Source organism: Lactococcus sp. dk101 (genome assembly GCF_009601055.1).
Classification (GTDB): Bacteria; Bacillota; Bacilli; order Lactobacillales; family Streptococcaceae; genus Lactococcus.
Genome location: NZ_WITI01000007.1, coordinates 53,238 through 79,362, shown reverse-complemented (window position 1 = coordinate 79,362; position 26,125 = coordinate 53,238). Strand labels below are relative to the sequence as shown.

The 26,125-nt window shown below is 38.3% G+C and carries 29 protein-coding genes; 20 read left to right on the top strand and 9 right to left on the bottom strand.

All coding sequences use genetic code 11. The features are described from left to right. Positions 1-5 precede the first annotated feature (5 nt). The 8 genes from GHI45_RS06935 (at position 6) to GHI45_RS06905 (ending at position 7,203) form a co-directional block, all read left to right on the top strand. Positions 6-743, top strand: coding sequence for an amino acid ABC transporter ATP-binding protein (locus GHI45_RS06935; protein ID WP_147780030.1), 738 nt, complete (start codon positions 6-8; stop codon positions 741-743). A gap of 18 nt (positions 744-761) precedes the next feature. Further along, positions 762-1,916 (top strand): cystathionine gamma-synthase, encoded by a 1,155-nt coding sequence (locus tag GHI45_RS06930; RefSeq protein WP_147780031.1) that lies wholly within the window; start codon positions 762-764, stop codon positions 1,914-1,916. Between the two features lie 278 nt (positions 1,917-2,194). Beyond that, positions 2,195-3,523, top strand: coding sequence for an MFS transporter (locus GHI45_RS06925; protein ID WP_147780032.1), 1,329 nt, complete (start codon positions 2,195-2,197; stop codon positions 3,521-3,523). Positions 3,524-3,537: 14 nt separating this feature from the next. Beyond that, positions 3,538-4,158: an NAD(P)H-binding protein gene (locus tag GHI45_RS06920; protein ID WP_147780033.1), complete on the top strand. Its 621-nt coding sequence runs from the start codon at positions 3,538-3,540 to the stop codon at positions 4,156-4,158. Between the two features lie 135 nt (positions 4,159-4,293). After that, positions 4,294-4,617: a DUF2255 family protein gene (locus GHI45_RS06915; protein ID WP_147780034.1), complete on the top strand. Its 324-nt coding sequence runs from the start codon at positions 4,294-4,296 to the stop codon at positions 4,615-4,617. Between the two features lies 1 nt (position 4,618). Beyond that, positions 4,619-5,287 carry a hypothetical protein gene (locus GHI45_RS06910; protein WP_222705833.1) on the top strand — a complete coding sequence of 223 codons (669 nt, stop codon included), beginning with the start codon at positions 4,619-4,621 and terminating at the stop codon, positions 5,285-5,287. Next, complete coding sequence (locus tag GHI45_RS11410) at positions 5,200-5,607, top strand: hypothetical protein (protein WP_228386043.1); 408 nt, start codon at positions 5,200-5,202, stop codon at positions 5,605-5,607. Before GHI45_RS06910 ends, GHI45_RS11410 begins: the two co-directional genes overlap by 88 nt. 156 nt (positions 5,608-5,763) lie before the next feature. Then, complete coding sequence (locus GHI45_RS06905) at positions 5,764-7,203, top strand: restriction endonuclease subunit S (protein WP_147780035.1); 1,440 nt, start codon at positions 5,764-5,766, stop codon at positions 7,201-7,203. Here the strand turns inward: GHI45_RS06905 and GHI45_RS06900 are convergent. The 5 genes from GHI45_RS06900 to GHI45_RS06880 are packed head-to-tail and all read right to left on the bottom strand — an operon-like array spanning position 7,166 to position 14,614. After that, on the bottom strand, positions 7,166-8,683 hold the full coding sequence (locus GHI45_RS06900; RefSeq protein WP_153497419.1) for a restriction endonuclease subunit S: 1,518 nt from the start codon (positions 8,681-8,683) through the stop codon (positions 7,166-7,168). The two genes, GHI45_RS06905 and GHI45_RS06900, sit on opposite strands and share 38 nt — an antisense overlap. After that, positions 8,680-9,717 carry a YhcG family protein gene (locus GHI45_RS06895; protein WP_147780036.1) on the bottom strand — a complete coding sequence of 346 codons (1,038 nt, stop codon included), beginning with the start codon at positions 9,715-9,717 and terminating at the stop codon, positions 8,680-8,682. The genes GHI45_RS06900 and GHI45_RS06895 overlap by 4 nt, the downstream gene beginning before the upstream one ends. Further along, a complete protein-coding gene (locus GHI45_RS06890; RefSeq protein ID WP_147780037.1) occupies positions 9,714-11,153 on the bottom strand; it encodes an N-6 DNA methylase in 1,440 nt (479 codons plus the stop codon). The genes GHI45_RS06895 and GHI45_RS06890 overlap by 4 nt, the downstream gene beginning before the upstream one ends. A gap of 18 nt (positions 11,154-11,171) precedes the next feature. After that, positions 11,172-14,393: a type I restriction-modification system endonuclease gene (gene hsdR / locus GHI45_RS06885; protein ID WP_147780038.1), complete on the bottom strand. Its 3,222-nt coding sequence runs from the start codon at positions 14,391-14,393 to the stop codon at positions 11,172-11,174. Between the two features lie 2 nt (positions 14,394-14,395). Next, the gene (locus GHI45_RS06880) at positions 14,396-14,614 is read right to left on the bottom strand and encodes a helix-turn-helix transcriptional regulator (protein WP_147780039.1); all 219 of its coding nucleotides are present in this window, start codon (positions 14,612-14,614) and stop codon (positions 14,396-14,398) included. Between the two features lie 163 nt (positions 14,615-14,777). Here GHI45_RS06880 and GHI45_RS11405 point away from each other — a divergent pair, with 163 nt between their 5' ends. The 6 genes from GHI45_RS11405 (at position 14,778) to GHI45_RS06855 (ending at position 17,629) form a co-directional block, all read left to right on the top strand. Next, a complete protein-coding gene (locus GHI45_RS11405) occupies positions 14,778-15,032 on the top strand; it encodes a hypothetical protein (protein WP_228386041.1) in 255 nt (84 codons plus the stop codon). Then, positions 14,998-15,729, top strand: a complete 732-nt coding sequence (locus GHI45_RS06875) for an alpha/beta hydrolase (protein WP_228386039.1) — start codon at positions 14,998-15,000, stop codon at positions 15,727-15,729. The genes GHI45_RS11405 and GHI45_RS06875 overlap by 35 nt, the downstream gene beginning before the upstream one ends. 16 nt (positions 15,730-15,745) lie before the next feature. Then, on the top strand, positions 15,746-16,078 hold the full coding sequence (locus tag GHI45_RS06870; RefSeq protein WP_147780040.1) for a carboxymuconolactone decarboxylase family protein: 333 nt from the start codon (positions 15,746-15,748) through the stop codon (positions 16,076-16,078). A gap of 56 nt (positions 16,079-16,134) precedes the next feature. Continuing rightward, a complete protein-coding gene (locus GHI45_RS06865; protein WP_147780041.1) occupies positions 16,135-16,545 on the top strand; it encodes a cupin domain-containing protein in 411 nt (136 codons plus the stop codon). Positions 16,546-16,682: 137 nt separating this feature from the next. Beyond that, positions 16,683-17,219 carry a TMEM175 family protein gene (locus tag GHI45_RS06860; RefSeq protein WP_147780042.1) on the top strand — a complete coding sequence of 179 codons (537 nt, stop codon included), beginning with the start codon at positions 16,683-16,685 and terminating at the stop codon, positions 17,217-17,219. Further along, positions 17,216-17,629, top strand: coding sequence for a MerR family transcriptional regulator (locus GHI45_RS06855; protein WP_147780043.1), 414 nt, complete (start codon positions 17,216-17,218; stop codon positions 17,627-17,629). Before GHI45_RS06860 ends, GHI45_RS06855 begins: the two co-directional genes overlap by 4 nt. Positions 17,630-17,682: 53 nt before the next feature. Here GHI45_RS06855 and GHI45_RS06850 read toward each other — a convergent pair whose 3' ends face one another. The 4 genes from GHI45_RS06850 to GHI45_RS06835 form a co-directional block, all read right to left on the bottom strand. Further along, entirely contained in the window at positions 17,683-19,320 is a 1,638-nt protein-coding gene (locus GHI45_RS06850; RefSeq protein WP_255514414.1) for a peptide ABC transporter substrate-binding protein, read from the bottom strand. Positions 19,321-19,783: 463 nt separating this feature from the next. Beyond that, positions 19,784-20,971: a site-specific integrase gene (locus tag GHI45_RS06845; protein WP_147780045.1), complete on the bottom strand. Its 1,188-nt coding sequence runs from the start codon at positions 20,969-20,971 to the stop codon at positions 19,784-19,786. Positions 20,972-21,397: 426 nt separating this feature from the next. After that, entirely contained in the window at positions 21,398-21,583 is a 186-nt protein-coding gene (locus tag GHI45_RS06840; RefSeq protein ID WP_147780046.1) for a DUF6440 family protein, read from the bottom strand. 391 nt (positions 21,584-21,974) lie between these two features. Continuing rightward, positions 21,975-22,409, bottom strand: a complete 435-nt coding sequence (locus tag GHI45_RS06835; protein ID WP_147780047.1) for a helix-turn-helix domain-containing protein — start codon at positions 22,407-22,409, stop codon at positions 21,975-21,977. 170 nt (positions 22,410-22,579) lie between these two features. On the opposite strand from GHI45_RS06835, the gene GHI45_RS06830 reads away from it, so the two are divergent. The 6 genes from GHI45_RS06830 (at position 22,580) to GHI45_RS06805 (ending at position 25,934) form a co-directional block, all read left to right on the top strand. Beyond that, positions 22,580-22,774, top strand: coding sequence for a transcriptional regulator (locus GHI45_RS06830; protein ID WP_147780048.1), 195 nt, complete (start codon positions 22,580-22,582; stop codon positions 22,772-22,774). A gap of 258 nt (positions 22,775-23,032) precedes the next feature. After that, the gene (locus GHI45_RS06825) at positions 23,033-23,218 is read left to right on the top strand and encodes a DUF1655 domain-containing protein (RefSeq protein WP_187230093.1); all 186 of its coding nucleotides are present in this window, start codon (positions 23,033-23,035) and stop codon (positions 23,216-23,218) included. A 133-nt stretch (positions 23,219-23,351) separates the two neighbouring features. Beyond that, complete coding sequence (locus tag GHI45_RS06820; RefSeq protein ID WP_147780050.1) at positions 23,352-23,642, top strand: hypothetical protein; 291 nt, start codon at positions 23,352-23,354, stop codon at positions 23,640-23,642. 57 nt (positions 23,643-23,699) lie between these two features. Then, positions 23,700-23,945 carry a hypothetical protein gene (locus GHI45_RS06815; protein WP_228386038.1) on the top strand — a complete coding sequence of 82 codons (246 nt, stop codon included), beginning with the start codon at positions 23,700-23,702 and terminating at the stop codon, positions 23,943-23,945. Then, entirely contained in the window at positions 23,945-24,505 is a 561-nt protein-coding gene (locus GHI45_RS06810) for a hypothetical protein (protein WP_147780051.1), read from the top strand. The genes GHI45_RS06815 and GHI45_RS06810 overlap by 1 nt, the downstream gene beginning before the upstream one ends. Next, positions 24,498-25,934, top strand: a complete 1,437-nt coding sequence (locus GHI45_RS06805; protein ID WP_147780052.1) for a VapE domain-containing protein — start codon at positions 24,498-24,500, stop codon at positions 25,932-25,934. The genes GHI45_RS06810 and GHI45_RS06805 overlap by 8 nt, the downstream gene beginning before the upstream one ends. The last annotated feature ends 191 nt before the right edge of the window (positions 25,935-26,125 follow it).

Sequence of the window (26,125 nt, the reverse complement as noted above, 5' to 3'; positions counted from 1 at the left end):
GTATCATGATTAAAATTTCGAACCTCAGTAAGCATTTTTCAGGTGAAAAAGTGCTTGACCATCTCAATTTGGAAATTGAAGAAGGCGAAGTGATTGCTTTGATTGGGGCATCAGGTGCGGGAAAATCGACTTTTCTGAGAAGCATCAATTTTTTAGAAGAAGCAGATGAAGGCCAGCTCCAAATCAATGATTTTAAGATTGACTTTGCCAATGCCAGCAAGCAAGAAATCTTGGAACTCCGTCGTAAAACGGGAATGGTTTTTCAGCAATTTAATCTTTTTGAACGCCGAACCGTCCTTGAAAATGTGATGGAAGGACTCATTCAAGTCAAAAAATTACCTAAAGCTGAAGCAATAAAAATTGCGGAAGCAGAAATCGAAAAAGTGGGGCTGACGGACCGTAAAGATTATTATCCTAAGTTTTTATCTGGTGGACAAAAGCAACGTGTGGGCATCGCGCGCGCACTTGCCATGGAACCAGACTTGCTCTTGCTAGACGAGCCAACGTCAGCACTTGACCCAGAACTTGTTTCTGAAGTTCAAGAAGTCATTTTGAAGGCAGCTAAAAAGAAACAAACCATGGTTTTGGTCAGTCATGAGATGAGTTTTGTTTATTCAGTGGCAACCAAAGTTATTTTCCTAGAACATGGAAAAATTGTGGAAAGTGGCACTCCAGATGAAGTGTTCAATCATCCAAAACAAGCAAGAACGCGTGAGTTTTTATCGCATTTTTCAAATCAATAATATAAAGAGGTGAATAAGATGTCAAATTTAAAAACAAAAGTCATTCATGGTGGAATTTCAACTGATGAAACAACGGGTGCCGTTTCGGTTCCGATTTATCAAACGTCAACCTATGGCCAAAATGGGCTAGGACAGCCAAAAGCTTACGAATATAGCCGTTCTGGTAATCCAACGCGTGATGCGCTGGAGCATTTGATTGCAGACCTTGAGGGCGGTGTTCGAGGCTTTGCTTTTGGTTCAGGCCTTGCAGGTATTCATACGGTTTTGTCCATGTTCAAATCAGGCGACCACTTGATTTTGGCAGACGATGTTTACGGTGGAACATTCCGCTTGGTCGATAAAGTCTTGACAAAAGTTGGCATTACTTATGATTTGGTTGATTTGAGCGACTTGTCAGCACTGACAGCGGCTTTTAAAGCAGAAACAGTAGCTGTTTATTTTGAGACACCTTCAAATCCTTTGCTTAAAATCTTGGACATTAAAGCCATTTCTGACATTGTTAAAGCACACAAGGCCATTACCCTTGTTGATAATACATTTGCAACGCCTTATTTCCAACGCCCACTTGAGCTTGGTGCAGATGTTGTCTTGCATTCGGGGACGAAATATCTCGGAGGCCATTCTGATGTTGTTTCAGGACTGGTAACGACAAATTCAGAAGATTTAGCAGAACAAATCGCCTTCTTGCAAAATTCAATCGGCGGTGTTTTAGGCCCAAATGACAGTTGGCTTGTCCAACGAGGCATCAAAACACTTGCTTTGCGAATGGAAGCACATGCCAAAAATGCGCAAGCTATTGCTGAATATCTGGAACAATCAAATCAGGTCGCAAAAGTCTTTTATCCAGGGCTTGAGAGTCACGCTGGTTATCAAATCGCTAAAAGCCAAATGGATGGCTTTGGTGGTATGATTTCCTTTGAACTTTCAGATGATAGTAAGGTTAAAACTTTTGTTGAAAGCCTTAAGTATTTCACGCTTGCCGAGTCTTTAGGTGGCGTTGAGAGCTTGATAGAAGTTCCGTCAGTGATGACACATGCCTCTATTCCTAAGAACCTGCGTGAGAAAGCAGGAATTAAAGACGGACTTATCCGACTTTCAGTTGGTGTAGAAGACATTTCTGATTTGCTCGCCGATCTTCAAGCTGCCTTTGACAAAATTGGAGCCAATGCTTAATCACTTGAAACTGATTTCTATTCATGAAAATCAAACCTCATAACATATAACAAATAAAACCTGTCAACACTTCAGAAATGAAGGATTGGCAGGCTTTTTTCTTGTCAGTGCTGACAGCAGAACATATCAAAATGACATAAAGATGAAATCAAAAATTAAAGATAAATGACTTGCCTTCAAGTTCACTTGAGGGTTTACAATAGACATTAATTAGTGAGGTGAGTCTTTTATAAACTAAGATGATAAAAGGATTATGACACTATGGAGAAAGGGGACTAATGACTACAAAACAAGAAAAATTTGGCATTGTCTTATTCATCATTTTATTTTCATATTTTTTAATTTTAATGGACAATAGCATTATCTTCACATCAAGCTCGCAGATTGGTCAGGGCTTACATATGAATGAAGCATCTTTATCATGGGTTTCTAATGCTTATACGATTACGTTTGGCGGTTTTCTTTTGCTGATGGGGCGTGTAGGAGATTTTATTGGACGTAAGCGTATCTTTCTAATTGGTTTAATTCTATTTGGGATTAGTTCGCTTGCAGTAGGTTTATCACAGAATGCGGCACAAATTATTATTTTCCGAGCGATTCAAGGGATTGGTTCATCAATCATTGCTCCAAGTTCACTCGCACTTTTGCTTGACCATTATGAAGGAAATATGCGTACGCGTGCAATTTCACTCTATGGTGTAACGGCTGGAATTGGTTCAAGTGCAGGGCTTTTAATTGGTGGAGGTTTAACTTCATTGATTAGCTGGCGTGCAGGATTTTTGATTAATGTTCCATTTGCATTGTTCTTGATTATCCTGACAATAATGAAATTAAGCAATTCAGAAGTGAAGAAACAAAAAATTGATGTATTAGGTGCAATTTTATCAGTCGCAGTCTCAAGCTTATTTGTTTATAGTATCACAGTCAGCAATATTTGGCTCATCGCGATTTCACTTGTTTTATTGGTTGGTTTTATCTTCCTTGAAAAATCACGTTCATTTGCTTTGATGAAACTTGAACTTTTTAAAAATCGTATCCGTTCAGGTGCCTATATTGCGCGTTTCTTATTTATGATGGCAATGTTGACTTATTGGTTTATCGTGCCACAAATCATGCAAGAACTCTATCATTTTACAGCCTTGCAAGCAGGAATGGGATTCTTGCCATTAACTATCGTAAACTTCATAGCGGCGCTCTATTTGCCACAAATTACAGAGAGATGGGGAAATGGTCATGTCATGCTTACAGGTCAAATTATCTTACTTATTGGAATTTTGATTTCAGCAGTGATTGATCCACACGCAGGCTATTGGCTAACAATCGGTTTGCCTATGATTTTGATTGGTTGGGGGCAAGGATGGTTGCTTGCACCATTAACTGCGGCAGGTGTTTATGATACGACGCCAGAACTTGCAGGAGGTGCTTCAGGTCTGACAAATACCATGCATCAACTTGGAGGTCCAGTTGGTTTGTCATTGACAGTATTCTTTACAAGTTCAATCGTAAATATTGGTAGCTATTATCATGCAGTGATGTATTTCATCGTTGGCTTCTTAACAGTAGGACTTGTGGTCTTACTCATCACAAATAGAGAGTCAGAAAAATAAAAAGGAGAAAGAAAATGAAAGTATTAATTATCGGAGCAGGTGGACAAATTCCAGAAATTTTAATTCCACGTTTAAAAAAAGAAAATATTGAAATTACGCTCTATGGACGCAATGCCAGTCAATTATCTTATCAAAATGTCACTAAAATTGACGGAAATGTGACCAATCCAAAAGAAATTGACCAACTTTGCAAAGTGGTTGAAGGGCAAGATTTCATTTATATCAATTTCGATAACGAAGAAGCACTTAAAAATTTAGTCAAAGTGGTCTCAACTCGACAACGTATTATCGTTGCTGCGGCACTTGGTGTGCATGATGAAGTGGTAGGTGCGTTTGGAAAATGGAACAAACGTATGATGGGAGCTGGTATTGACCGCCACAAAAAATCATTTGCCGTTCTCGAAGGTTCTTCTTTGAATTACACCTATCTTCGATTGACCTGGCTTTATGATGGGCAGGCAGTTGATTATGTTAAATCTCCACGAGGGGAGGCATTTACAGGCGTTCAAATTTCACGGCGAGCTGTTGTTCATTATATTTGTGATTTGATTGAAAATCCTAAAATGGATAATTATAGTTCTATCGGACTTTGGGAACCACGGAGCGAAGGAAAAGCAAAACCAGATTTTTATTAAATTTTGTAATAGAACGTAACGAAATATTAATTTATTGGCGCTTGCGTTCAAGTTCACTTGAAGGTTTATAATTGTTTTATCAATAAGAAACAAGCACCAAAAGCTTGCTATACTACACATAGAAAGAAGATTATTATGGCAGAACACGTATTAATATTGGCTATTCCTGATTTTCATCAACCAGAAGCAGTCGAACTTGGTTATGTTGAATATGAAAATGAGATTTATATTTGGGGATATAATGCACCAAATCAACAGTGGTATCAACTCGCAAGAGAGGTTCAAAAAGGACAAATCAAAATTAATAGCACAATTTCAGATGTGACAATTTCCGTACCAGAAAATATTGATTTTAAGGAAATCCATAAATTATTCTTGAAAGAATTTTCGAGCTTTGGTGGAAGCTTGCTTCATTTAGATAAAGCACCACAACAAATATTGAAATTGGAGATAAAATAAAATGACATTAGCAATTAAAAAACAAGGTTCTTATGCTGTCGGTGGCACAATTATCACAAACGAAGGGACATTTGACGGCAAAGACCAGATGAATCCGCAAGGTCAAAGTTTGCACGGTGACCATGCGCGTGTTTCTTTCCAAATCCCAGAAAATGTAAAAGGCTTGCCTATCTTGATGTGGCATGGTTGGTGGGAAGACAGCTCTTCTTGGGATACCACGTCCGACGGACGTGACGGCTTTAAGACAATTTTTGCTGAAAAAGGATTTCCTGTCTATCTGATTGACCAAGCGCGCCGTGGCTCTGCTGGCAAGACAACGGTTGCTACGCCTATTAACACCACACCCAATGAACAATGGTTCTTTAATCAATTTCGCCTAGGTACTTGGCCTGATTTCTTTGACAATGTGCAATTTTCAAGAGAGCCAGAAGCCTTAAACCAATTTTTCCGTGCTATGGTGCCTGATACAGGTTCGATTGAGAGCGATTTGTTGGTTGCTGGTACGAGTGCAGCTGTTGACAGTATTGGTGATACCATCCTGATGACGCACAGCCACGCGGAGGCTTTGGCTGGCTTGCTGCCATGGCAAACGACAAAATTAAAGCGGTCATCTCACTTGAACCCGGCTCTGGATTTGTCTTCCCAAAAGACGAAGCCCCTGAAACCATGAACAGCTCCAACGGCCCACTTTCCCCTGTTGAAGTCGAAAAATCAGAGTTCATGAAACTCACAAAAATCCCAATCATCATCTATTATGGCGACAATATCCCGACGGAACCCACAGATATTCAAGGCATGGACAACTGGCGGACCCGTCTTGCTATGGCGAAATGTTTTGTTGATAAAATCAACGAAAAGGGTGGGGATGCCACGCTTGTTCATCTGCCTGAAATCGGCAGTGCTGGCAATACGCACTTTATCATGAGTGATTTGAATAATCTTGAGATTGCTACGCATATTGAGCATTGGATAAAAGAAAAGATAAAATAGGCGGTTTTATGACATAAAATCAACCAGATTTTTTCAAGATTCTTTAAGTCAAGTCTTTACTTCTATATAATCAAACTACTTTTTATCAATTCACGAAGCAGAGCATTAGAACAAAATCAGAAACTCGACAAAAATTTTGTCGAGTTTTTCTATGCAATGAATAGCTTGATTATATCACATAAAAAATTGATATATCGTGATATAATAGAAATAGATATTTATGCTCCTGATAATTTACATTATGAGAAGTTTGCCGATGGCAGCTTGAAAAAGGTTGAGGTTCCTTATGAGTTGCCTGCGGGTTGGGAGTGGTGTAATTTGGGAAGTATTGGTTCTTATCGGAAAGGTCCATTTGGAAGCGCACTGAAAAAGAGTATTTTCGTTCCAAAATCTGAAACGTCAATTAAAGTTTATGAGCAAAAAAATGCTATTCAAAAAGATGAAACTCTCGGAAGTTATTACATAACCAAAGAATATTTTGAAGAAAATATGACTAGTTTTGAGTTATTTCCAAATGAAATACTCGTAAGCTGTGCAGGAACAATCGGTGAAACCTTTGTTATGCCAAAAATGTTTGAACGTGGAATAATAAATCAAGCCCTAATGAAAATGAAAATATTTGGTGAGATAAACCTAGATTATTTTTTGAATTACTTTGATGCGATTTTGAAAGAGTCGTCAAAAGAAAATAGCAAAGGAACGGCATTAAAAAACATTCCACCTTTTATAATTTTCAAAAAATTCTTCGTTCCCATCCCTCCATTAGCTGAACAAGAACGAATCATTGAGGCAACTAATCAGTATTTGAATCTTATTGATAAAATTGAATCAGAGCAAAAAGACTTACAAAATCTCTCCACTCAACTCAAGAAAAAAGTCCTAGACATCGCTATGCAAGGCAAACTCGTCCCACAAGACCCAAATGATGAACCTGCATCCGTCTTACTCGAAAAAATCAGAGCCGAAAAACAAAAATTATTTGAAGAAGGCAAGCTGAAAAAGAAAGATTTAGAAGAAATAACGCCTGTAAATGCTGAGGATAACGCCTATTATGGGAAGTTCGGAAGAAAAATCGAAAAGCTCAAGATTCCGTATGATATTCCGAATAATTGGAACTGGGTATATCTAAAAGAAATAATATCATTAAATGTAGGTGGAGGCACACCATCTAAAAGTAATCCTGATTTTTGGAATGGTTCTATCCCGTGGGCAAGCGTTAAAGATCTTCAGACTGGAAAACTGATTTCAACAGCAGATTCAATTAGTCCCGAAGGATTAAAAAATAGTAGTTCTAATATAGTGCCAAAAGGGAATGTAGTGATTGCAACTAGAATGTCTCTTGATAAAGTTGCGGTAACTGAGATAAATGTTGCCATTAATCAAGATTTAAGAGGGCTTTTCTTTTTAAATAATGAGCTCCGAGATTATTTTATTAGAATTTATCCTAGATTGAACTTTGAAAGCACTGGAACAACTGTCAAAGGAATCTCACTTCCTGTATTTAACGCAACATTACTTCCACTCCCTACTGAAAAGAGTCTTGTTAAAATCAATTATGTCACTGCACAAATTGATGAATTATGCTCTCAAATTTAGTAAGACTTCCGATGATTCTCAGTTGCTCTCTTACTGGTGGTAAAACAAATGGTGTGATAACGATTTTCTCTTTAGAAATATTTGGCTGAGCTCCTCCAAAAGCTGAGTCAATAAATTGTTTCCGATAAGATAATAGATAATAAAACAAAAAGTTTTTATCAACTTCCGATACATTTAGGCAGGCACAACAAGCTTGATTAGACGTTGTTTCAAAAGTTGTAATTCCGAGCTTTCCTATTGTTGCTCCATACATCGCAATAACAACTGTATTTCTCGGAATTATTTTAACAGAAGTTTCCACTAGTGCTAATTCTGTGATAAAGTCTGGAATTTCATGGATATATCCATCATTCAAGTCCCCAGTTTTTAGCCAAGGAATAGAGCCGTTTTGGTAATAATCTTTTCTCGCTTTCTTTGGTGTCGCCCCAGAAATCCAAGTCCCAATGTTTCCTAAAGTCGTTAAACTCCACGTTTTCGGCAACTTCCCATAATAGGCGTTATCCTCAGCATTTACAGGCGTTATTTCTTCTAAATCTTTCTTTTTCAGCTTGCCTTCTTCAAATAATTTTTGTTTTTCGGCTCTGATTTTTTCGAGTAAGACGGATGCAGGTTCATCATTTGGATCTTGTGGGACAAGTTTGCCTTGCATGGCGATGTCGAGGACTTTTTTCTTGAGTTGGGTGGAGAGATTTTTTAGGTCTTTTTGCTCTGATTCAATTTTATCAACAATCGCCAAAAGTTCATTTGCGACTGCAACTATCCGCTTTTGCTCTGCTATCGGCGGTAAAATTACCAATGTATCCGAAAAAGCTGTAGCTGAGATTTCTTTGAACGTTGTTCCGCTTGCACGATTTTCAATGTCTGCTTTAACATTCTTTATTTCAAAGTAATAAAAATTACTATCAACAAGAATTGACTCAAATGATAAGCACCCCTGATTTGTTGAATATTCAAACGGTACAATATTTATATGCCCGATGGGTGCTCTTTTTGAGTAAACCACGGAGTTCTTGGAAACAAGTTGAGCTGATGATTTTTGAAGTCCTAAATCTGTAATATGCCTTTGAGGATTTTCGAAAAGCATATTTTTCTGTTTCTTTCCCATTTCTGCTGGGGTAATCCAAGCTATTGAGCCGCCGTAATATTCGGGTACAGAAGTTTTAGGAGTTCCACCCGCTATAATATTTGCTATATTGCGAATTCTTACCCATTGCCATGATTCTGGAACTTCATAAGGGACTTCAATCATTTTCAGGCTGCCATCCGCAAACTTCTCATAATGTAAATTATCATCACCTCGGAAAATCTCGGTTTCGTTCTTATCTCGCTTAATTTTCTTCTGCTTGATGAGCTCCTCTTTCTCGGCTTTGATGCGTTTCAAGAGTTCACTCGCTGGTTCATCGTTTGGGTCTTGAGGAACGAGTTTTCCTCGCATGGCAAGGTCTAAAATCTTCTCTCGCAAGGCTTTCGTATCAATCATTCATTCACCTCCGACTCATCCTGAAGTTCACGTTCAACCTTTTCAACCTCAGTTTTCAGGCTTTCTTCACTTGGTAGCGCTAATTTATATTCACTCGTCAGCACAAATTTATTATTATCAGGTAAAGCATATTTGACTAATGTATCATTTTTACCAGTACATAATAAAATCCCAATCGTTGGATTTTCATACTCCAAGCGCTCGTTTCTGTCATAGTAGTTGACATACATCTGAAGCTGTCCCAGATCCTCGTGCGTTAATTCGTGTGTCTTTATCTCAATAATCACATGCGAACGAAGCAGCCTATTATAGAAAACCAAATCAATGAAAAATTCATCATCTTCTAAAGTAATTCGCTTTTGTCTCGCAACAAATGAAAAGCCACTCCCTAGTTCAAGTAAAAATTCTTCCAAATGAGCAATAATTGCACTTTCAAGCTCGCTTTCCCGATAAGACGGACGATTTTCTAATCCTAGAAACTCTAAAACCATCGGATCTTTGATAATCTCATTCGGTTGCTCCGGTAGTCGTTCTTCTCTAGCAATTTCCATCATTGCTTTTTTATCCGTGGATAATAACAAACGCTCAAAAAAGAGAGAGTTAATTTGGCGCTCTAATTCTCGGCCTGTCCAATTATTTTTGATTGCTTCACGCTCATAGTACTCACGTTTGGCAGAATTATCAATGCGGATAAGCAGACGATATTGAAGCCAATTCAATTCGGAACGCAGTGTGTTCCGAATTGGATAAGTCAGATAAAATTGCCTTGCAAGTCTCAGAACTCGCTCAGAAAAGCCACTACCATATTCTTTTTGCAATGCCTTGCCAAGATTTTTAAGTAAACTAATCCCGTATTCTGCGCGTTCTTTATTTCCTTGCTCTTCTACAACAATTCGCTCGCCAATTCTCCAATACATCTGAACTCGCTCGAAATCAACGCTGCGAATGGCATTATTGCGGGCATTGTCAATGATGTGTTGAATATCAGAAACGATTTCCTTGGGTTGCTGGTCAATCTGATGATTTCCCGTCATTCTTCGACACCTCCAAGCAGTTCTTGAAGTTGAGAGACTGCACTTGCAATATTATCAGATTTTTCTTGCATCAAAGCTAGCATTTCTGAAATGGTGTAATCAGGCGTATCACTCTCAGCCTCCAGCCAAGAAATGTCCAAACTCAGATTATCACGATTCGTGATTTGTTCAATAGAATATTTACGCCAACGTCCATTAGTATTTTCCTCGCTCCAAGTTTCTACACGATTTTCACGGTCATCACGCTTGTAGCACTCAATGAATTCTTCAAAATCCTTTTTATTGAGTGGATTTCTTTTGCCAAATGAACGCATGTTGTTTCGCATATCGAAAATCCAAACGTTTTTTGTATTGTCCTTTTCAGTCTTGCCACGTTCAAAGAATAAAACATTTGTTTGAACGCCTTGAGCGTAGAAAATCCCTGTCGGTAATCTCAAAATCGTGTGCAGATTGCATTTGTTCATCAAATCTCGGCGGATAGACTCCCCGACTCCGCTGTCAAATAAGACATTATCAGGGACAACAACCGCTGCACGGGAGTTTCCAGTTGTTTTAAGTGAATTGTATATAGTTTGAATAAAATTTAACTGCTTATTACTGGTCTCGTAGGTCAAATCATCACGGGTCGCACGCTCTCCGCCCTTCTTTGTACCAAATGGAGGATTTGTCAAAACAACATCAAAGCCTGTCATCCATTTCCCATTTGCTGAGAGGGAGTCCCCTTGCTCCAAACGGCCTTCAATGTCATGTAAGAGAGCATTCATCAAGGCAAGTTTATGCGTATTTGGTACAAGTTCCATGCCGCTGAGCGCCTCTTCCTTTTGAAACTTCACTTCCTCGGGAGAGAGGTCAAAGAAATCATCGTATTTCTGTTTCAGATAGTGGTCAGCTGCAATCATAAAGCCAAAAGTACCCGCTGCGGGGTCATTGAGCTTTTCTCCCTTGTCAGGATTCATCAGCTCGACCATGACATCAATTAGAACGCGTGGCGTAAAATATTGACCTGCTCCAGACTTGGTCTCGTTGGCATTCTTTTCGAGTAATCCCTCGTAAAGGTCACCCAAACCCTCCTCTTTTGCAGAGTACCAATCCAGACCATCAATATCTTTAATAATTTTTTCAAGGTTCTTAGGCTCGTCAATATGGGTAGAGGCATCAGCATAAATCATATTTAGTCGCTTGTCTTTAGCAATCTTTGAATTACCTAAGTCAAGCAATAAGCCCTTGTAAAAAGTCTTGAGTTCAAGTCCCTCTTTTGAGACCAAATCATCCCAGCGATAACCTTCAGGAATGCTCTTTTCAGCATCCTGCTCTTTCATCATTTTCAAAAAGAGAATATAGGTCAATTCAGTTACATAGTTTTGATAGCTGATACCATCATCTCGGAGCACATCCGCCATTTTCCACAGTTTTTGTACAATTTCTTGATTTGTCATGTTTTCCTTTTTCTGTTATTACGAGACGTAGAGCTGTTCATTCAAGACCTGAATGACAACATCTACCTTCTCACCAATATTTTTTTGAGCCGTCTTATAGCCCCCACTGTCTTTCCAAACGGTGCTTTCATCAAAGTAACGCTGTGCCGTTGGAGCAAGAACTGGTGTCTCTAAAAGCTGTTTTTCAATCCGTTCTAACCATTTACGTTGCTTGAGTGTCCAATCTTCTAAGCCATAAACTTTTCGCATGGCTTGCTTGATCTTCGTCTCGTGATCAACTAGGGCAGTCCCTAAAGCGGCTTGTCGAATGAAGCTGATAATGTCAGCGGCAATGTATTCCTTTTTTTCTTGCCGCCACGCCTCTTGGAGCTGTCTTTCATCGAATTTCTTTTCTTTCAACCTTAATTGAATATCGCGCAAATCCTGATAAGTTAGGTCTTTAGGACGTTTAATGACAATTTCCAAAGCTGGTATCAGATTGATATTTTCTCGGACAAACTGGCTAAATTCATTCAAATAATCCGAAGGTTTGACATTATCTTCGCCGTAGCCTCTTGTCACTTCTTTCAACTCATCCTCTTGATGGGAAATAACGACTGGATTTCTAAAGGTTCGGTAATTGGCGACTCGTTGGATTTTTTCTGTCTCAGCCTCAAGCTCTGCCCTAGACATTGTCTTAATGCTCTTGAGCCAGTTATCTAGGTTTTGAACGCCGTTTAGCTCTGAAATTTCTTTTTGGACATTTTCATTAAATCGTTGTCTTTTGCGTTGGAGTTTGGCAATCAATTCTGCCTTAAAAAAGCCGAATTCTTCTTCATCCTTGGCATCAAGTGTCTTTTCTAAAACTTCTTGGATGTTCTGCTTAGGGTTCGTTACCACGGGTTTCATATCCGTAATATCTTGTAAATAATCATACAGATGAGCAGCATCAAAAATCTTAAAGCTCTCTTTCCCAATTTCTGGACAAAGCCGAGTAGCACGACCCAGCATCTGGTCGTAAAGAATACGGGAACGGACACGGCGAAGGAAGACAAGATTTTCTATTTTGGGAACATCAATTCCCGTTGTCAACAAATCTACCGTTACAACGATATTCGGATATTTTTCATTCTTAAACCGTTTAATCTCTTTGGCTGGGTGACGAATGTAGCCAGTGATTTTAGCGATTGCATCATCATCTACATCTATTTCAGCTTCTTGATAGGCTTCCTTGAGCAGGCGAACCACTAAATCAGCATGTTCATCATTCGCAGCGAAAATCAGAGTTTTCCCTGGTTCATTGGGATCAATGTAATTCACTAAGCCATCTAAAATTGCTTTATTAAAGGGCTCCGTAATGACTTGCTTATTGAATTTTTCAACATCAAAACTCAACTCATCTTCAAGATGTGCCTTGTCAACTGTTTTCGTCTCATCATTCCATACTTCAACATCGGTACCTTTCTCAAACTTAATACCGTTTTTAGAAAGTTCCGTCTCAAATTTATAAGGTGGCTCATGGTCAACCAAATAACCATCAACTACCGCATCGGTATAAGAATAAGTATAAATTGGAGCACCAAAAATCTGCGTGGTGTGGAGGGCAGGAGTTGCAGTCAATCCTAAAACTGTCGCATCAAAATAATCAATAACTCGGCGATATTGGCTAACATAGTCTTTTTCGTTTTGGAAATAAAGCTCGTCCTCGCTCATGTCCCTATCTTCAGTATAACCCCGATGCGCCTCATCCACGATGATAAAATCATAGGTGCCGACAGATGGGATTTCCTCGGCATCATCCTTGAAGAATAAACGACGAACCATGCCTTGAACCGTCGCAATTTGAATCTTTGTATCTTTCTCAGGGAGAATATCCGTTACTTCCTTGACATCATAAATATCTGAGAACGATAAATTCTCAATTTTAGTGTCTTTCAGAGCATCGGCTGCCTGCTCCCCTAGGCTACGTCGGTCAACTAGAAATAAAATTCTTCTTACACGCTTTGTCTTAATGAGACGATACATCAAAGAGAGGGCGAGACGTGTTTTGCCCGTTCCTGTTGCCATTGCAAGTAGCATACGGCGTTTATTCTCAGAAAGTCCTATCTCAACTGCTTTTACAGCTTTGATTTGATAATCCCTATTGGCAAACTCTGGATAAGGTTCTTCTTTAAGTCCTTGTTCTGCTTTTTGTTCATCAACGATCAGTTTTTGTTGTAAGTCCTCTGGACTATGCCAAGATTCTAAAGCGAAAGATGCCTTATTAGGTGTTCTTGCATCCCAAAACCAAATGCCCGATTGTTCTTGCAGTTGTTTTAAGTAAGGACGACCATTAGAAGAATAAATGAATGGTGCTTTGTAATTACTTGATGTACTTGAAACAAGATAGTCAGATGATTCTATAATTTCCCGTGAGTACTCTTTTGCTTGTGAAATATTTCCTGCTGCCGTGGCATTATATCTTTTGGCCTCAACCACTCCCACCAAATCTAAACCAATAAAAAGTGCATAGTCAGCCCTTCCATTTACAGTTGGAACTTCAGCAATTGCCCGATTTTTGTTTTTTTCTGGTCTTGCACCTTTCCCCCAAACGAGTGTCTCAGTATCAACTTCCCAACCTGCATTTCTCAGCTGTTCATCAATAAACATGAGGCGAGTTTCTTTTTCATTCAAATTCGCATTGAGTAAGAATTTCTTAGAGCGTTCACGGCGTTCAATCTTATCTTCCTCTGGTTGTTCATCAGACTGCTTGATTGCTTCGTCAAGTTGAGATTGGAATGCTTGTTTTTCACTCTCTACTAATTCTAATTGAGCTTTCAGCTTAGCAATTTCTTCGGCTTGAGCCTTCTCGATATTTTCAGGCACAACAAATTCGGTCGCTGTAAAGTCCAACGGACCATAAACTTCCATAAACCAATTTGCAAGATAATGAGCATATCTAACAACGTTCAGTGCTTCTCTTGTTGTCCCGTAATTATCATGGGCCGCCTGATTCCCTAGTTTTCTAATGGTATGAAAAACAGAGATAATTTCATTTTCGAGCAAGCCTTGTCGCTCAAGTTCTCTTAATTTATCAAATTGACTATCAGCAGTCCAACCTGCCATATTCTCCAAACTACAAACCGCATCCGTCATTTTCTCAGCAAATTGACGGATTTTGATGAGCGTAACGTTTGGATCACGATAAATACTGTCTTCCGCCTGCTTTCCTAGCTTAGCAAAGAATGACCATTTATCACCAAGTATATCAAAGTTACTCATGGCTATTTACCACCTTTGTTTGATTTTTTTATTTCAATAATTTCCCCAAAGTCAACATTTAGGGCATTGCAGATTTTTACCAGTGATTCAATAGCAACCGGTTCATCTTTTCCGAGTTTTGCTATGACATTGCTACTGACCTGAGCAGCTTCTTTGAGTTGACCTTTATTCATCTCACGCTCTATCAAAAGTTTCCATAGTTTTTTGTATGTTATCGGCACCGAACATTACCTCATTTTTAACCTCTGATAGTAAAATTATCAACTTTTGAGAAGAAAGACGAAAACTGATTTCAATAAATATCAAAAAAGACCTTTTCACTTGCGTTCAAGTGAACTTGAAGGTTTAAAATGGAATTATCAACTAAAGAAAGAAGAGAAAATAATGAAACTCACAACACGCACACTTGAACCTTCATTCAACGATAACAAATTTGGCTTTGTCTATGCCGATGCTCTGACCGAAAATGTGGCTGGACAGGTCAATGTTCACCCCATTAACTATATCCTTAATGGACTGAAAATCTCAGCCAATGTTTACACACCCGCAGGCTACGACGAAAACTCAGGCAAACTTTATCCTGCATTGACCGTCGCACATCCTAATGGCGGCGGACGCTTCTTATCAAGGCGACTCTGAAGGCCTGCCACGCTTGACCGATAAACCTGCTTTTCGTGTGGAAGACATTCACGGCATGGCAGACGCGCTGAGTCTTTTCCCAGGTGTTGATGAAAACCGCATGGCTGCCTTTGGCATTTGTGGCGGGGGTGGCTACACTTTGCGTGCAGGTCAGTCCGACAAACGCTTCAAAGTGGTGGCAACTTTGTCAGCTTTTAACTCAGGTCTTGTCCGTCGTGACGGATTTATGGGCTCACAAGCAACGACCATTCAGGAGCGTTTAGCAGCGGCAACAGCAGCGCGTGTCAAAGCAGTCAAAGGCGGCGATGTGGATTACACACCTGACTTGAAAGATATGAAGCCCGAAGATGCAGCTAAATTACCATTTGCCCTTTATCGTGACGGTTATACTTACTATGCGCAAACCAATGCCCACCCAAAATCAAGCTTTATTTTCACTCAAGAAAGTTATTTGGATTTGTTTACTTTTGATGCGTCGGTCAATATGGATTTGATTAACGTGCCTTTGCTCATGATGGCAGGCAAAGACGCCGATACCTTTTATATGACCCAACAATGTTATGTCAAAGCGACTGGTACCAACGATAAAGAACTATATTTGATGGACGGCGTGCAACACATCGAAACTTACTGGAAGCCAGAATATGTTGAACTGGAAGTAGCTAAATTGCTAGAATTCCTTTCTACTCGCCTTTAAGAAAGAGGGATTGAAATTGAAAAAAATTACAAATGGGCGTGATAAGTTAAATGACTTTGCCCCAGATTTTGCTCGTTATAATGATGATATTTTATTTGGTGAAGTATGGGCAAACGCTGCACTTGCACCGCACGAGCGTTCACTCATTACGATTTCGGCATTGATGGGAATGGCACTTTTCCCACAATTAAAAAATCACATGATTTTAGGCAAAGAAAATGGTGTAACAAAAGAAGAAATTTCTGCTCTCATTACGCAACTTGCCTTTTATACAGGCTGGCCAAAAGCGTGGACTGCCTTTAATATGGCAAAAGAAATTTGGACAGATATTAAGGTTGAAGGCGATTAAAATGAGCGTTCAATCGGTGGATAAAGTTTTGCAAAGCAAAATATCAAGGAGAGCAGATGGAAAATAAAGAACTGAAAGCCATGTTTGGTTTGGGTGTTCAAAATGACGGAAATGCACAATATTTCACTGGGAAAAGTTTTCTAAATAGAATTGTTCAACCACATGACAATATTGATTATGGTGTCGGCGTGGTAACTTTTGAAGCTGGCTGTCGTAATAACTGGCATATTCATCGTGGGGGTTACCAAATATTGCTCGTCACAGATGGAGAAGGCTGGTATCAAGAATGGGGCAAGCCTGCTCAAAAAATTAAAGCAGGAGATGTGATTGTTACACATGAGGGAATTAAGCATTGGCATGGCGCAACAGCGACTTCGACAATGTCTCATGTTGCATTAACTAAAGGAAAAGCTGAATGGCTAGAGGCTGTTATCTTCGACGAAGTCTCAAATGTCGATTCTCTCTAAGCTGCTAAAGCAGCTAGTCGAAGTAGCAGCGCTGACGAATTTGCAAAAATATAAGATTGACTTGAGCCAAGTAATCTTATATAATAAACACATCATAAAAAGAATACGCAGTAGATATTTTCTGCTATAATATGGCTATGAATAAAAATAGGCTAACTTCATTTATTGACGCGGTGCTTGCGATTGCGATGACGCTTATGGTGTTCAATCTCAAAGCGCCAAAAACCTTTGATTTCGCAGGTTTTTGGGACTTACGCACACAATTTTTTGCGTATGCACTTTCCTTTTTTTGGCTTGGCACGATGTGGGTCAATCTTCATAATGAATGGGACAAAGTCTCAAGTATCAGACGCAAAACAGTCTGGTTGTCATTGATTATGCTCTTTTTTAGCAGCCTTTTTCCTTATGCCACCTTGCTTGTGTCGGATCAATTTGATAATCGGAGCGTGCAATTTTTTTACGGCTGTATTGTTCTGGGCGTTACCTTATCCAATACGGCACTTTATCGGAGTATCGGCCTGCGCAAAACGAGCTTTTTTATCAGGTTTGATATTGTTGCCAAAGTGCTTGCTCTGGGGATTTCAATTCTCTTTTTCCCAGCTGCCTTTATGATTGTTATGCTGTTGCTCGGAATTTACTGGGTCAGCTATCAACTGAAAGAAGAAAAATTATGAATATAAAAGAAGTATCTGAATTATTTGACCTTTCGCCAGCTACCATTCGCTATTATGAGGAAGCGAAAATTATTCCTCCAATCACACGAAATTTATCTGGCTATCGTAGTTTTACCGACCGTGATTTGAACTGGATTTATCTTGTCAAATCCTTGCGTCGCGCAAATGTTTCAATCGAATCCTTAAAAACTTTTGCTTCCTACGGTACAAAAGAGCGCACGCCAGAAAATCAGATGGCACAGAAAGAAATCTTAGCCAAGCAACTTCAGGAAGTCGAAGACCAACTCGAAGAAGCCACGCTCACACGAGATTTATTAAAATTCAAACTTGATACCTATGATGACCACATCGCCAAATTTGTCTCTGGTGAGTGGGACGATAATCATGTTGAAAAATTATGGGAAAAATAAAGAAAGACACTTCAAATTTGGAGTGTCTTTCTTGTCAGCACTGACAGCAGCGGTTACTGTTTCAAATAAGCGGTTTTCAGATCGAACGGAAGCCCTGCAGAGTGAACTTCAAATCCTTGTAAGTTTGGATTTGTGAGGGTTGGAAATGAGCCGTATGAAATAGGGTTGATGTTGGATTGGGTATAAAGTGCATGTTCAGCATTTTCGTAATCCGCATCCCGTTTGGAAGCATTGAGTACATCAGGCAGGTTGGTTGCAGCAGCAAACGCTTTGTCAAACGTTGCATTGCTAAAGCCGCCCATATTTCCAGCAGAACCTGTCGTAAATAGATTGAAGAATGTCGTAGGTTCGGCATAATCAGCTCCCCATGACGAAAGGGCAATGTCAAAATTATGAACAGAGAGGTCATTTAGTTGTTGTTGGAAGGGAACAAGTTTTTGATTTATCGTAAGACTGGGTAAGGCTTTTTCATAAGAAGTTTGCAAGTAGCTGACCAGTTGATTATCAGCTTCTTGGTTATCATTAGGCGCTTCAATAGATAAGGTCAGCTTGCTTAATCCCAATGTTTTCATGCCTTTCTCAAATAATTGTTTGGCAAGAGCGGTATTGTAAGTATAGTCTTGTTTGGCAAGACTAGCGAAATCCTGTCCCGAAGCAGTCGTGTACATGCCTTTAGGGATAATACTTGTTGCGACGGTTGAAGCAGGTTCAAATTCTTGAACGATTTCACTGCGGTTTGTTGCGAGATTGAGGGCTTCACGAATATCAGCGTTGGCTAAAGCCTTGTTTGAGCCGGTCTGATTATATTGAAGAAATTGAGTTTCAGAAGGGTGGATAACAGAATAACCTTTGGTGTTTTCGTTGGCTTTTACTAAATCAGTTGTGTTGATCATTGCAAAATCAAGTTTTCCCGTCTTGAAAAGCTCGGCACCAGTATTCAGATTATTGACAACTTGAAAATCAATTTCGTTTGATTTGACAGCTCCCGCATCATAGTAATTAGGATTCTTGACGATTGAAAAGTTCTTGTTCGTGCCTGTAAATCCCTTGGTTTTGGAAAATTCATAAGGGCCGTCATAAAGCGTTGTTGCGGAAGTCGTTCCGTATTTTTTACCTTGACTTTCGACGAATTTTTGATTGAGGGGATAAGTGATTGGCTCAGTAAGCAAGAATTTGAAGTAGGGGGTTGGTTTGACCAGCGTGATAACGAGTTTGTCAGCACTGACAGCCTTAATGCCAAGTGCTGAAACAGGAAGTTTGCCGGCTTGGACTTGTGCTGCATTTTTTAAAACATTGGTGAAGAGATAATTATATTGAGCACCTGTTTTAGGATCATTTGCGCGTTCAAAACTATAAACAAAATCACTAGCGGTCAATTTTATTCCGTTTGAGTATTTCAAGTTATCTTTCAAAATAATGGTGTAAGTCAGGCCATCATTTGAGACGCTAATTGATTTGGCTAAGGCCAGTTGAGGTTGATTGTTTGCCCCGTTACGCATTAGTCCCTCTTCGGTTGAGCCGATAACTTCTTGAGAGAAGACGTCTGTAACCATCGATGAGTCTAGCGTTGTAATGTCTGATGGAAGTCCAAATTGGATGTTGCGAGAGCTGGCGGATTTTCCACAAGCAGCAAGAAGGATTAAGGTAGAGGCTGTCAGTGCTGACAAGATTATTTTATTTGATTTTTTCACAAGTATTTTCCTAATTTCTATTTTTTTCTTGGTTGGAGGATGAAATACTTGCACAAAAAAAGACCTAAATCTGTTCGATTCCGGCCTTTCTATTTTGAAATCACCGGCATAGATACTTTTGAGAAGTACTTCAAAAGTTGGTCTATGCCACATGCATAAACACAACTTCAGCTACGCCAATTTTGCCAACGTTTTGAGTTTTGATTTTGCATTGTGATTTCTCCTTCGTTAATTTTTCTCTAAGTATAGACTTATTTTTAGGATAATGCAAGAAAAAAATCATTTTCAATTAAAATAAATGAACAACTCTTTCTTGTCAGTACTGACAGCTCCCTTGTGGCAAGGATGACGGGGATTTGTTATAATGAAGGCATGAAAAAACAAATGTCTTAACCCTTGCTATATAAGGGATTGCGTTCATTCTGATATAACCTAACTACGCAATTAACTACGTCAATGAAAATTATAATGCTTTTAAGATACTGCTGAATTTTTCCGCAGTGTCTTTTTTCTTGTCCTCGGCTAAATGGCTGTAAGTGTTCATTGTGATGTTATAATCCGCATGTCCTAGCCTTAACTGTATTTCTTTTGGGTTAACATCTGCATTCATTAACAAGCTGGCATGTGTGTGTCTAAAGCCGTGAAAACCAATGTTTTTTACTCCAGCATTTCTAAAGTGTTGAGTTAAAAAGGTAAGCTCTCTTGCATAAGTAAACTGATGCCCTTCAATAGAAAAGATAGAAACATTACTATTAAGGCTGATTACCTTGCTAACGTCCTGCTGTTTAGCTTTCCATTCACGTAATAGATGTGCCGTTTCATCATCTATAGAGACCGTTCTATTGCTCTCTGTTGTTTTTGCACTGTCTTGTACCTCATTAGTTTGAAGCATTGTCTTACTAACTTTGATAGACTTGTCTTTTAAATCAATATCTGACCATGAAAGAGCCAAGGCTTCACCAATTCTCAAGCCGGTAGAAATCAAAAGTTTATAAAGTGTTGAGCGCATCAAGTTTTCAGAGGTTGAGGGCAAGTTATCAAGATAGAGAAGAAATCTTTTTAACTCATCATTATCAAAATACTTTATTTTCTTTGATGCCCTTGTTTTTAATTTAGGTGCTACGACCTGTATAGCTGGATTACTTGAGATTATTCCCAACTGAACAGCATAATCTAAAATACGTTTCATTAAATTGAGCAACAGCTTAAAATCTTTACACTTTCCTTTTTCTCTTTTACCGTTCGTTAATTGAGCGGTATTCGCATTTTTAGCCCATTGATTTACTGTTTGTTGTATCAGAGTGGGTGTGATCTTATCAATCTTATACTCTCCAAATACGGGCAAAAGGTAAATTCTAAAAAAGTTATTTGTAACTCGTACAGTATTTGCTTTTACTGTCAGCTGGTAACTATCAAACCACGAAAGAGCCAACTGTTCAAAGTTCTCAAATTCTACTTTTTCTCTTGCGACGGTTGAGCCATTTTGTATAAATTTATTTATAGCTTGTTTTGCTTTAATGTCGCACATTTTAGGGCTATTGGCGGTAATTGTAGTTCTTACTTGCTTGCCTGTGAGGCTGTCAATGCCTAAGTAAGCATTCACTCTAAAGGCGATTGAACCGTCTTTTTTTATTATTTCTTTAACTTTCATACTTTCTCCTGTTCTATTGTCGGGCGAGACGAATTCAAGGAGATCATATTAATAATTCTAACTAATATTTTTATGTTTTAGAGAGTGCTTCTAAGATTACATCAGTTATAAAGATATTCAACTGACCAAAATTTTCTTTGAACGTTAAGGATATTCTTTTGTTATTCCTAATTTTTAAAACAAGCGATTTTATAGTTATATAAACTGTGTAAATCGCCAAAGTCACTGCGATTATAATAAGTGTTATTAAGATGCTTTGTTTAAATAAATTGATTTATCAACCTCCTTTCTAAATTATCAACCATGCTGTGAATATATAGTGCAATTAAAAGTACGGTAGTACGGTAACAAGCCCATGGTTAAGCTGTTTGTGAGGTCTTATTTGAAAATAGAACGGTAACAAGTACAGTAACAACGTATATTGCTTTAAAAAGCACTATTTTTATCTTCATGATGTATGACTGGTTTACCATCTGCACCCAATAACGGAGTTAAGCCTCCAGCTGTTGAGAGATACTGAACACCTGTTTGCTTATCAAGGATTATTCCAATACCTCCCAATGAAGCAGATACAACTTCAAAACGTTCTTTTACTTCTCTTTTTGTAATCATATTATTTCTCCTTATTTTTTTTAAATAAATAGATAGCTAAACAAGTTTTTTATGAACTTGATTTAACTTGTTACTTATTTTTTGTTTTTGATCATTACGAGGCTTACTCTGATTAATAAAACAAGAGCTTAAAACTAAAAAGTTTTGAACGACTAGACCACTTAGCCCACTTAAAACCTGTAAACCGTTGATATGACTGAGATTAGGTCAAGTGGGCTAGAAGTGGGCTAGTGTAGTGCTAAGTGGTCTAGAGGGTGTAGCCCACTTGGAGAAAATGCTAGCCCACTTCTAGCCCACTTGTTATAAAGCTAGTGTTACCAACCAATCACAGACTTTCAGTGGTCTAAGTGGGCTAGCGTGTCAAGACTTTTCTCTTAAGTATCTTTACAGATTAACTACTTTTATTTTGTGATTCAAGTAGCAGCTTGCCATATTCTAACCATTTTTCATTATTTTCGTCTGATAGACCTTTTATTAGTTTTACAGATTTATTTAAAGACTTTAATTGTAAAAAATCATCTGGGTTTAACTCTAGCTTTTCCATTAAATCAGACGCATTTGTTAATGCGTTATCTAGTGTTTTTTTTAGCGTTTCATTATCATATCCCATTAAATAAAGTTCAGATACTTCAAAAATGTTTGCCAAACCAATCCACACTTCATTATGTCTTGGTGATCTTGAACCATTTTCATATGTTGAAAGTTGGCTATCTGACATTTTAATTTGATTTCCATCTTTATCTAGAACATTTTGTTCATTAAACATTTGTGCCAACTTTGCTAAAGTTAACTTCCTTTCTTTTCTCAACTCTTTAATCTTATTCATTCATTACTCCCTTCATAAAATAATTTATCTTTATCTATTTTAACACATAATTTATATTAATATAAATAAAAATCATCAATTTGAAAATAAAAAAATGCTTGACATTATCAATTTGATGATTTATAATTAGTTTATCATCAATTTGATGATAATAACTAAGGAGTAAATGTATGTATCTAACAAAAGAGATTAAAGAAGCATTAAGAAAAAAGCGCGCTACTCTTAATTTAAGTAAAAGTGATACTGCTGAACTACTAGGAATTAACCGTCTAACATATGGACAATTGGAAAATCCTGACTACAACCACAGAGTTCAACAATCCACTTATCAAAAAATAACGCAGTGGCTAGCTAAAGACTACTGATCCTAATCATCTAAACGAACAAACGCAGGCACTTGCACAGCTTTTGCCAAAGCGTAGGTACACAGCGTAAACCTCGTTGTATGTAGTGAAGATGATTGACATTGATAGTTAGAAGAAAGGCCGTGATACAAGTTATAAAAAATGACGCAAAAAAAGCCCCTGCAGTTTGGCGACGAACGGAGCTTTCAATCAGAATTTAAAGAGGTGAATAGGTAATTCATTCTTTATATTCATTATACCATAATGGAGAAATTTATTTTGAAAAAACAATACTTTTTAACAGATGAAATAGCAAGCCAGCTCATGGCACTTCTTGAAACAGTAACAAAGCACCATATCAGCACAGAACGCACCAACACATTGTTTGACTACCGCAGAAACGTGGTAACATTCACGCTTAAAAATGAAGGTGTATTAGTCGAATTCGTGGGAGGTGTGGCATGAGATACGAAAAAATGGAAGTGTTTATTTGCGACATCGATAACTGGTGGATTGTTCACAGAAAAATGAGAATTATATTTGTCAATAGAAACTATAGACCAAAATTTAAACTGAAACTATCTAGAGGGGGTAAATAATGACAAATACAGATGATTTTCTAACTACTGCTGTCAGTCTTATGACAAGAGATATTACCGAAACTGTTGCTGATCAGATTGATAGTTTCATGAAAACTCAATACAAGTTAAAAGAAAAACATAGCTTGGGCATCATCTCAAAGCAGGATTTAATGCTTGAGCTTGGAATAGTTGACGGTACAGTGACCAAATGGGAAGAAAACGGCTTAGACCGATACCAACCACCTTACAAAACCAGTCTTGTATTTTTCAAGATTGATGATGTCAAAAAGTTTTTAATCAACAAATAAATGATTTGTCGGGCGAGACGAATTCGAGGAGTTAAGTATTTATAGGAAAGGAGAAACATGAAAGAGAATAACATTATTGTTGCCTGTTCGTTTGTTGCTGGCATTCAATCAAGAGGCATGGAAAACTTAAAGGCAGAGTTTGCTTACCTCACGCCGGAACAGATTAAAAAGCGTGATAGTTTTCAACTTGAGCCAGTATCTGGGTATGATTTTACCTACAAAAGACACCGAGCTGGCACAAGGTTCGAGGGCGAAACCGAAGGCGGAGAGATCAGTTTATTTGATGCATTGGAGGTGCCATAATGAGACTTCTATCTATCAGAATAAAAAAAGAAACGGCAAAGCTGGCAATGACAGGAGCTGGCGAGACCTCAATCTTTCAAAAAGATGATTTTTACAACTATATCTATCTTGAACCGAAGGGCATGAATTACGATAGTTTTTATAATGGCTTGATTGATATTAGACCTTACAACCATTGGCAACATGAAGCCATGATAGAGGGCTTTAAACGAGCGCATACGGCTTTAATTAAAGAACCTTCTAATCAGTTCGTTTCATTCTTACACGAGCTAAGACGGCAGGGAATTGAGCAGAGCGCCACGACTCACAAGCAAAGTCAGTTTGAGCGGTTTAAAGATAAAATCGTGCTTAATCATGGGTTTGGCAATGCTGAAAATATAACACGCTTCATTCTGTTAGGAAAACAGGAAGGCTGGTCATATTTCATGATTACCATGTGGGCAGTCTCTGAAATCACAGCGACAACTCACGGAGCAGAGAAAAAGAAAATGCTCTCTGATTTTATCGGCATATCAAATTATTATTTTAACGAAAAAGAAAAGGAGGTGTTAATTGCCTGAATTCAACCAAGAGCTAGCTTTACAAGTGCTGACAGTGCCTATACAAGAGTTTCAAATTGAAAAGGACAAGCCTGACGATAAAGCTAAGGTCATTAAGCCTAAATTTGAAGAAGGATTATTCATTAATAATCAATATGGGAAACCAAAAGCAAAGTCTATAAGAAATATACGTGTGGCGATTGAACATGATCCCATTCTTAAAGATAAATTTGTATTTAATGATTTTACTCAAGAAATTGAGATTAAAGAACCATTTGAACTGAAAAATGTGAAGGTCAGAAATGACGGACTAAAAGATGTTTATATTACTGCCATTCTAGAGCATTTTGAAGAAAAGTATGACGTCCTCTTTGACAACTTATTACTTGTAAAAGTTATCAATAAAATTGCATATGCAAATAAGTACAACCCTGTAAAAGACTATATGGAGCAGTGTTATAAAGACTGGGACAAGACCAAACGAGTCAGAAATCTGCTGCCTGATTATTTAGGTGCTAAAGAGAGTGATCTGACTGAAAAAATGACAAAGATTTTCTTTGTTGGTGCAGTTGCTAAAGTCTATAACCCATATAGTAAATTTGACCTTGTACTGGACTTAGTAGGTGGGCAAGGCTCAGGGAAAACAACTTTCCTAACCAAAGTCGCTTGTGATTGGTACACCGACTCATTCAAAAACTTTGAGGAAAAGGACGAACTGGCTAAGATGCTCAAGGCATTGATTGTAAATGATGATGAAATGGCAGTGAGTAATAAAACATCATTCGCAGACTTAAAGAAATTCATCACTCAAACAGAAGTCTCTTTTAGACGCCCTTATGGGACGAGTGTTGAGAAGTATGCCAAGAACTTTGTAATTGCACGGACAACCAACCAAGAGGAGTATCAGAAAGACCGTACAGGTGCACGCCGTTTCTTGCCTATCCATTGTTCTAAGAACTTGCAAAAGTACCACCCTGTGAGCGATTTGACGCAGGAGATAGTCAATCAGTTTTGGGGGGAGATTGTCCACTACTACAAAGAAGGGTTTAAGCCAGTTCTTTCGCAACAAGATGAGAAAATGCTTAATGAAGAACGTACAGGCTTTGAATATCTTGATGAGCAGGAAGAATTACTTGAACAGTATTTAGAAATACCAATCCCAACTGATTTTTATAGAACGTTCAATAATAGGACGGGTAAAGATTATCGACGAGACTATATCGGTTTTATTCTTGAAACTGGTCAAGTTCCTGAACATGAGTTTAGAGGGGAAGCCAAACCACGAGAATTTGTGACAGCTAGTTACTTCTATTGGGAAGCTATGGGAATTGAAACAGGTAGAGGAAGTTCTAAGATAGTCGCTAAATTCAAGAATTCAATGAATAATAAAGCTGAATGGGTAAAAGTAACACAAAAGGGGAAACGAGGTTATAAGCGGGGTGCAAACTAAATGCACCCAAATAGTAAATGCACCCCACAAATGCACCCTCTACAAACGCTTGGTATATATGGCTTTATCGCTATTGGGGTGCATTGGGTGCATTTAAATTCTATAAAACTTTTATTTAGTATAAAAGTAATAAATAAGGGGCTTGAGGACATACTTATATAGTTTTAGAAAGTAAATGCACCCCACGATTT

What these genes read in the sequence shown, in the direction of transcription:
- GHI45_RS06935 (WP_147780030.1), top strand. Translation starts at nt 6, where the DNA reads ATGATTAAAATTTCGAACCTCAGTAAGCATTTTTCAGGTGAAAAAGTG.
- GHI45_RS06930 (WP_147780031.1), top strand. Translation starts at nt 762, where the DNA reads ATGTCAAATTTAAAAACAAAAGTCATTCATGGTGGAATTTCAACTGAT.
- GHI45_RS06925 (WP_147780032.1), top strand. Translation starts at nt 2,195, where the DNA reads ATGACTACAAAACAAGAAAAATTTGGCATTGTCTTATTCATCATTTTA.
- GHI45_RS06920 (WP_147780033.1), top strand. Translation starts at nt 3,538, where the DNA reads ATGAAAGTATTAATTATCGGAGCAGGTGGACAAATTCCAGAAATTTTA.
- GHI45_RS06915 (WP_147780034.1), top strand. Translation starts at nt 4,294, where the DNA reads ATGGCAGAACACGTATTAATATTGGCTATTCCTGATTTTCATCAACCA.
- GHI45_RS06910 (WP_222705833.1), top strand. Translation starts at nt 4,619, where the DNA reads ATGACATTAGCAATTAAAAAACAAGGTTCTTATGCTGTCGGTGGCACA.
- GHI45_RS11410 (WP_228386043.1), top strand. Translation starts at nt 5,200, where the DNA reads ATGGCAAACGACAAAATTAAAGCGGTCATCTCACTTGAACCCGGCTCT.
- GHI45_RS06905 (WP_147780035.1), top strand. Translation starts at nt 5,764, where the DNA reads ATGAATAGCTTGATTATATCACATAAAAAATTGATATATCGTGATATA.
- GHI45_RS06900 (WP_153497419.1), bottom strand. Translation starts at nt 8,683, where the DNA reads ATGATTGATACGAAAGCCTTGCGAGAGAAGATTTTAGACCTTGCCATG.
- GHI45_RS06895 (WP_147780036.1), bottom strand. Translation starts at nt 9,717, where the DNA reads ATGACGGGAAATCATCAGATTGACCAGCAACCCAAGGAAATCGTTTCT.
- GHI45_RS06890 (WP_147780037.1), bottom strand. Translation starts at nt 11,153, where the DNA reads ATGACAAATCAAGAAATTGTACAAAAACTGTGGAAAATGGCGGATGTG.
- hsdR (WP_147780038.1), bottom strand. Translation starts at nt 14,393, where the DNA reads ATGAGTAACTTTGATATACTTGGTGATAAATGGTCATTCTTTGCTAAG.
- GHI45_RS11405 (WP_228386041.1), top strand. Translation starts at nt 14,778, where the DNA reads ATGAAACTCACAACACGCACACTTGAACCTTCATTCAACGATAACAAA.
- GHI45_RS06875 (WP_228386039.1), top strand. Translation starts at nt 14,998, where the DNA reads ATGGCGGCGGACGCTTCTTATCAAGGCGACTCTGAAGGCCTGCCACGC.
- GHI45_RS06865 (WP_147780041.1), top strand. Translation starts at nt 16,135, where the DNA reads ATGGAAAATAAAGAACTGAAAGCCATGTTTGGTTTGGGTGTTCAAAAT.
- GHI45_RS06860 (WP_147780042.1), top strand. Translation starts at nt 16,683, where the DNA reads ATGAATAAAAATAGGCTAACTTCATTTATTGACGCGGTGCTTGCGATT.
- GHI45_RS06855 (WP_147780043.1), top strand. Translation starts at nt 17,216, where the DNA reads ATGAATATAAAAGAAGTATCTGAATTATTTGACCTTTCGCCAGCTACC.
- GHI45_RS06845 (WP_147780045.1), bottom strand. Translation starts at nt 20,971, where the DNA reads ATGAAAGTTAAAGAAATAATAAAAAAAGACGGTTCAATCGCCTTTAGA.
- GHI45_RS06840 (WP_147780046.1), bottom strand. Translation starts at nt 21,583, where the DNA reads ATGATTACAAAAAGAGAAGTAAAAGAACGTTTTGAAGTTGTATCTGCT.
- GHI45_RS06835 (WP_147780047.1), bottom strand. Translation starts at nt 22,409, where the DNA reads ATGAATAAGATTAAAGAGTTGAGAAAAGAAAGGAAGTTAACTTTAGCA.
- GHI45_RS06830 (WP_147780048.1), top strand. Translation starts at nt 22,580, where the DNA reads ATGTATCTAACAAAAGAGATTAAAGAAGCATTAAGAAAAAAGCGCGCT.
- GHI45_RS06820 (WP_147780050.1), top strand. Translation starts at nt 23,352, where the DNA reads ATGACAAATACAGATGATTTTCTAACTACTGCTGTCAGTCTTATGACA.
- GHI45_RS06815 (WP_228386038.1), top strand. Translation starts at nt 23,700, where the DNA reads ATGAAAGAGAATAACATTATTGTTGCCTGTTCGTTTGTTGCTGGCATT.
- GHI45_RS06810 (WP_147780051.1), top strand. Translation starts at nt 23,945, where the DNA reads ATGAGACTTCTATCTATCAGAATAAAAAAAGAAACGGCAAAGCTGGCA.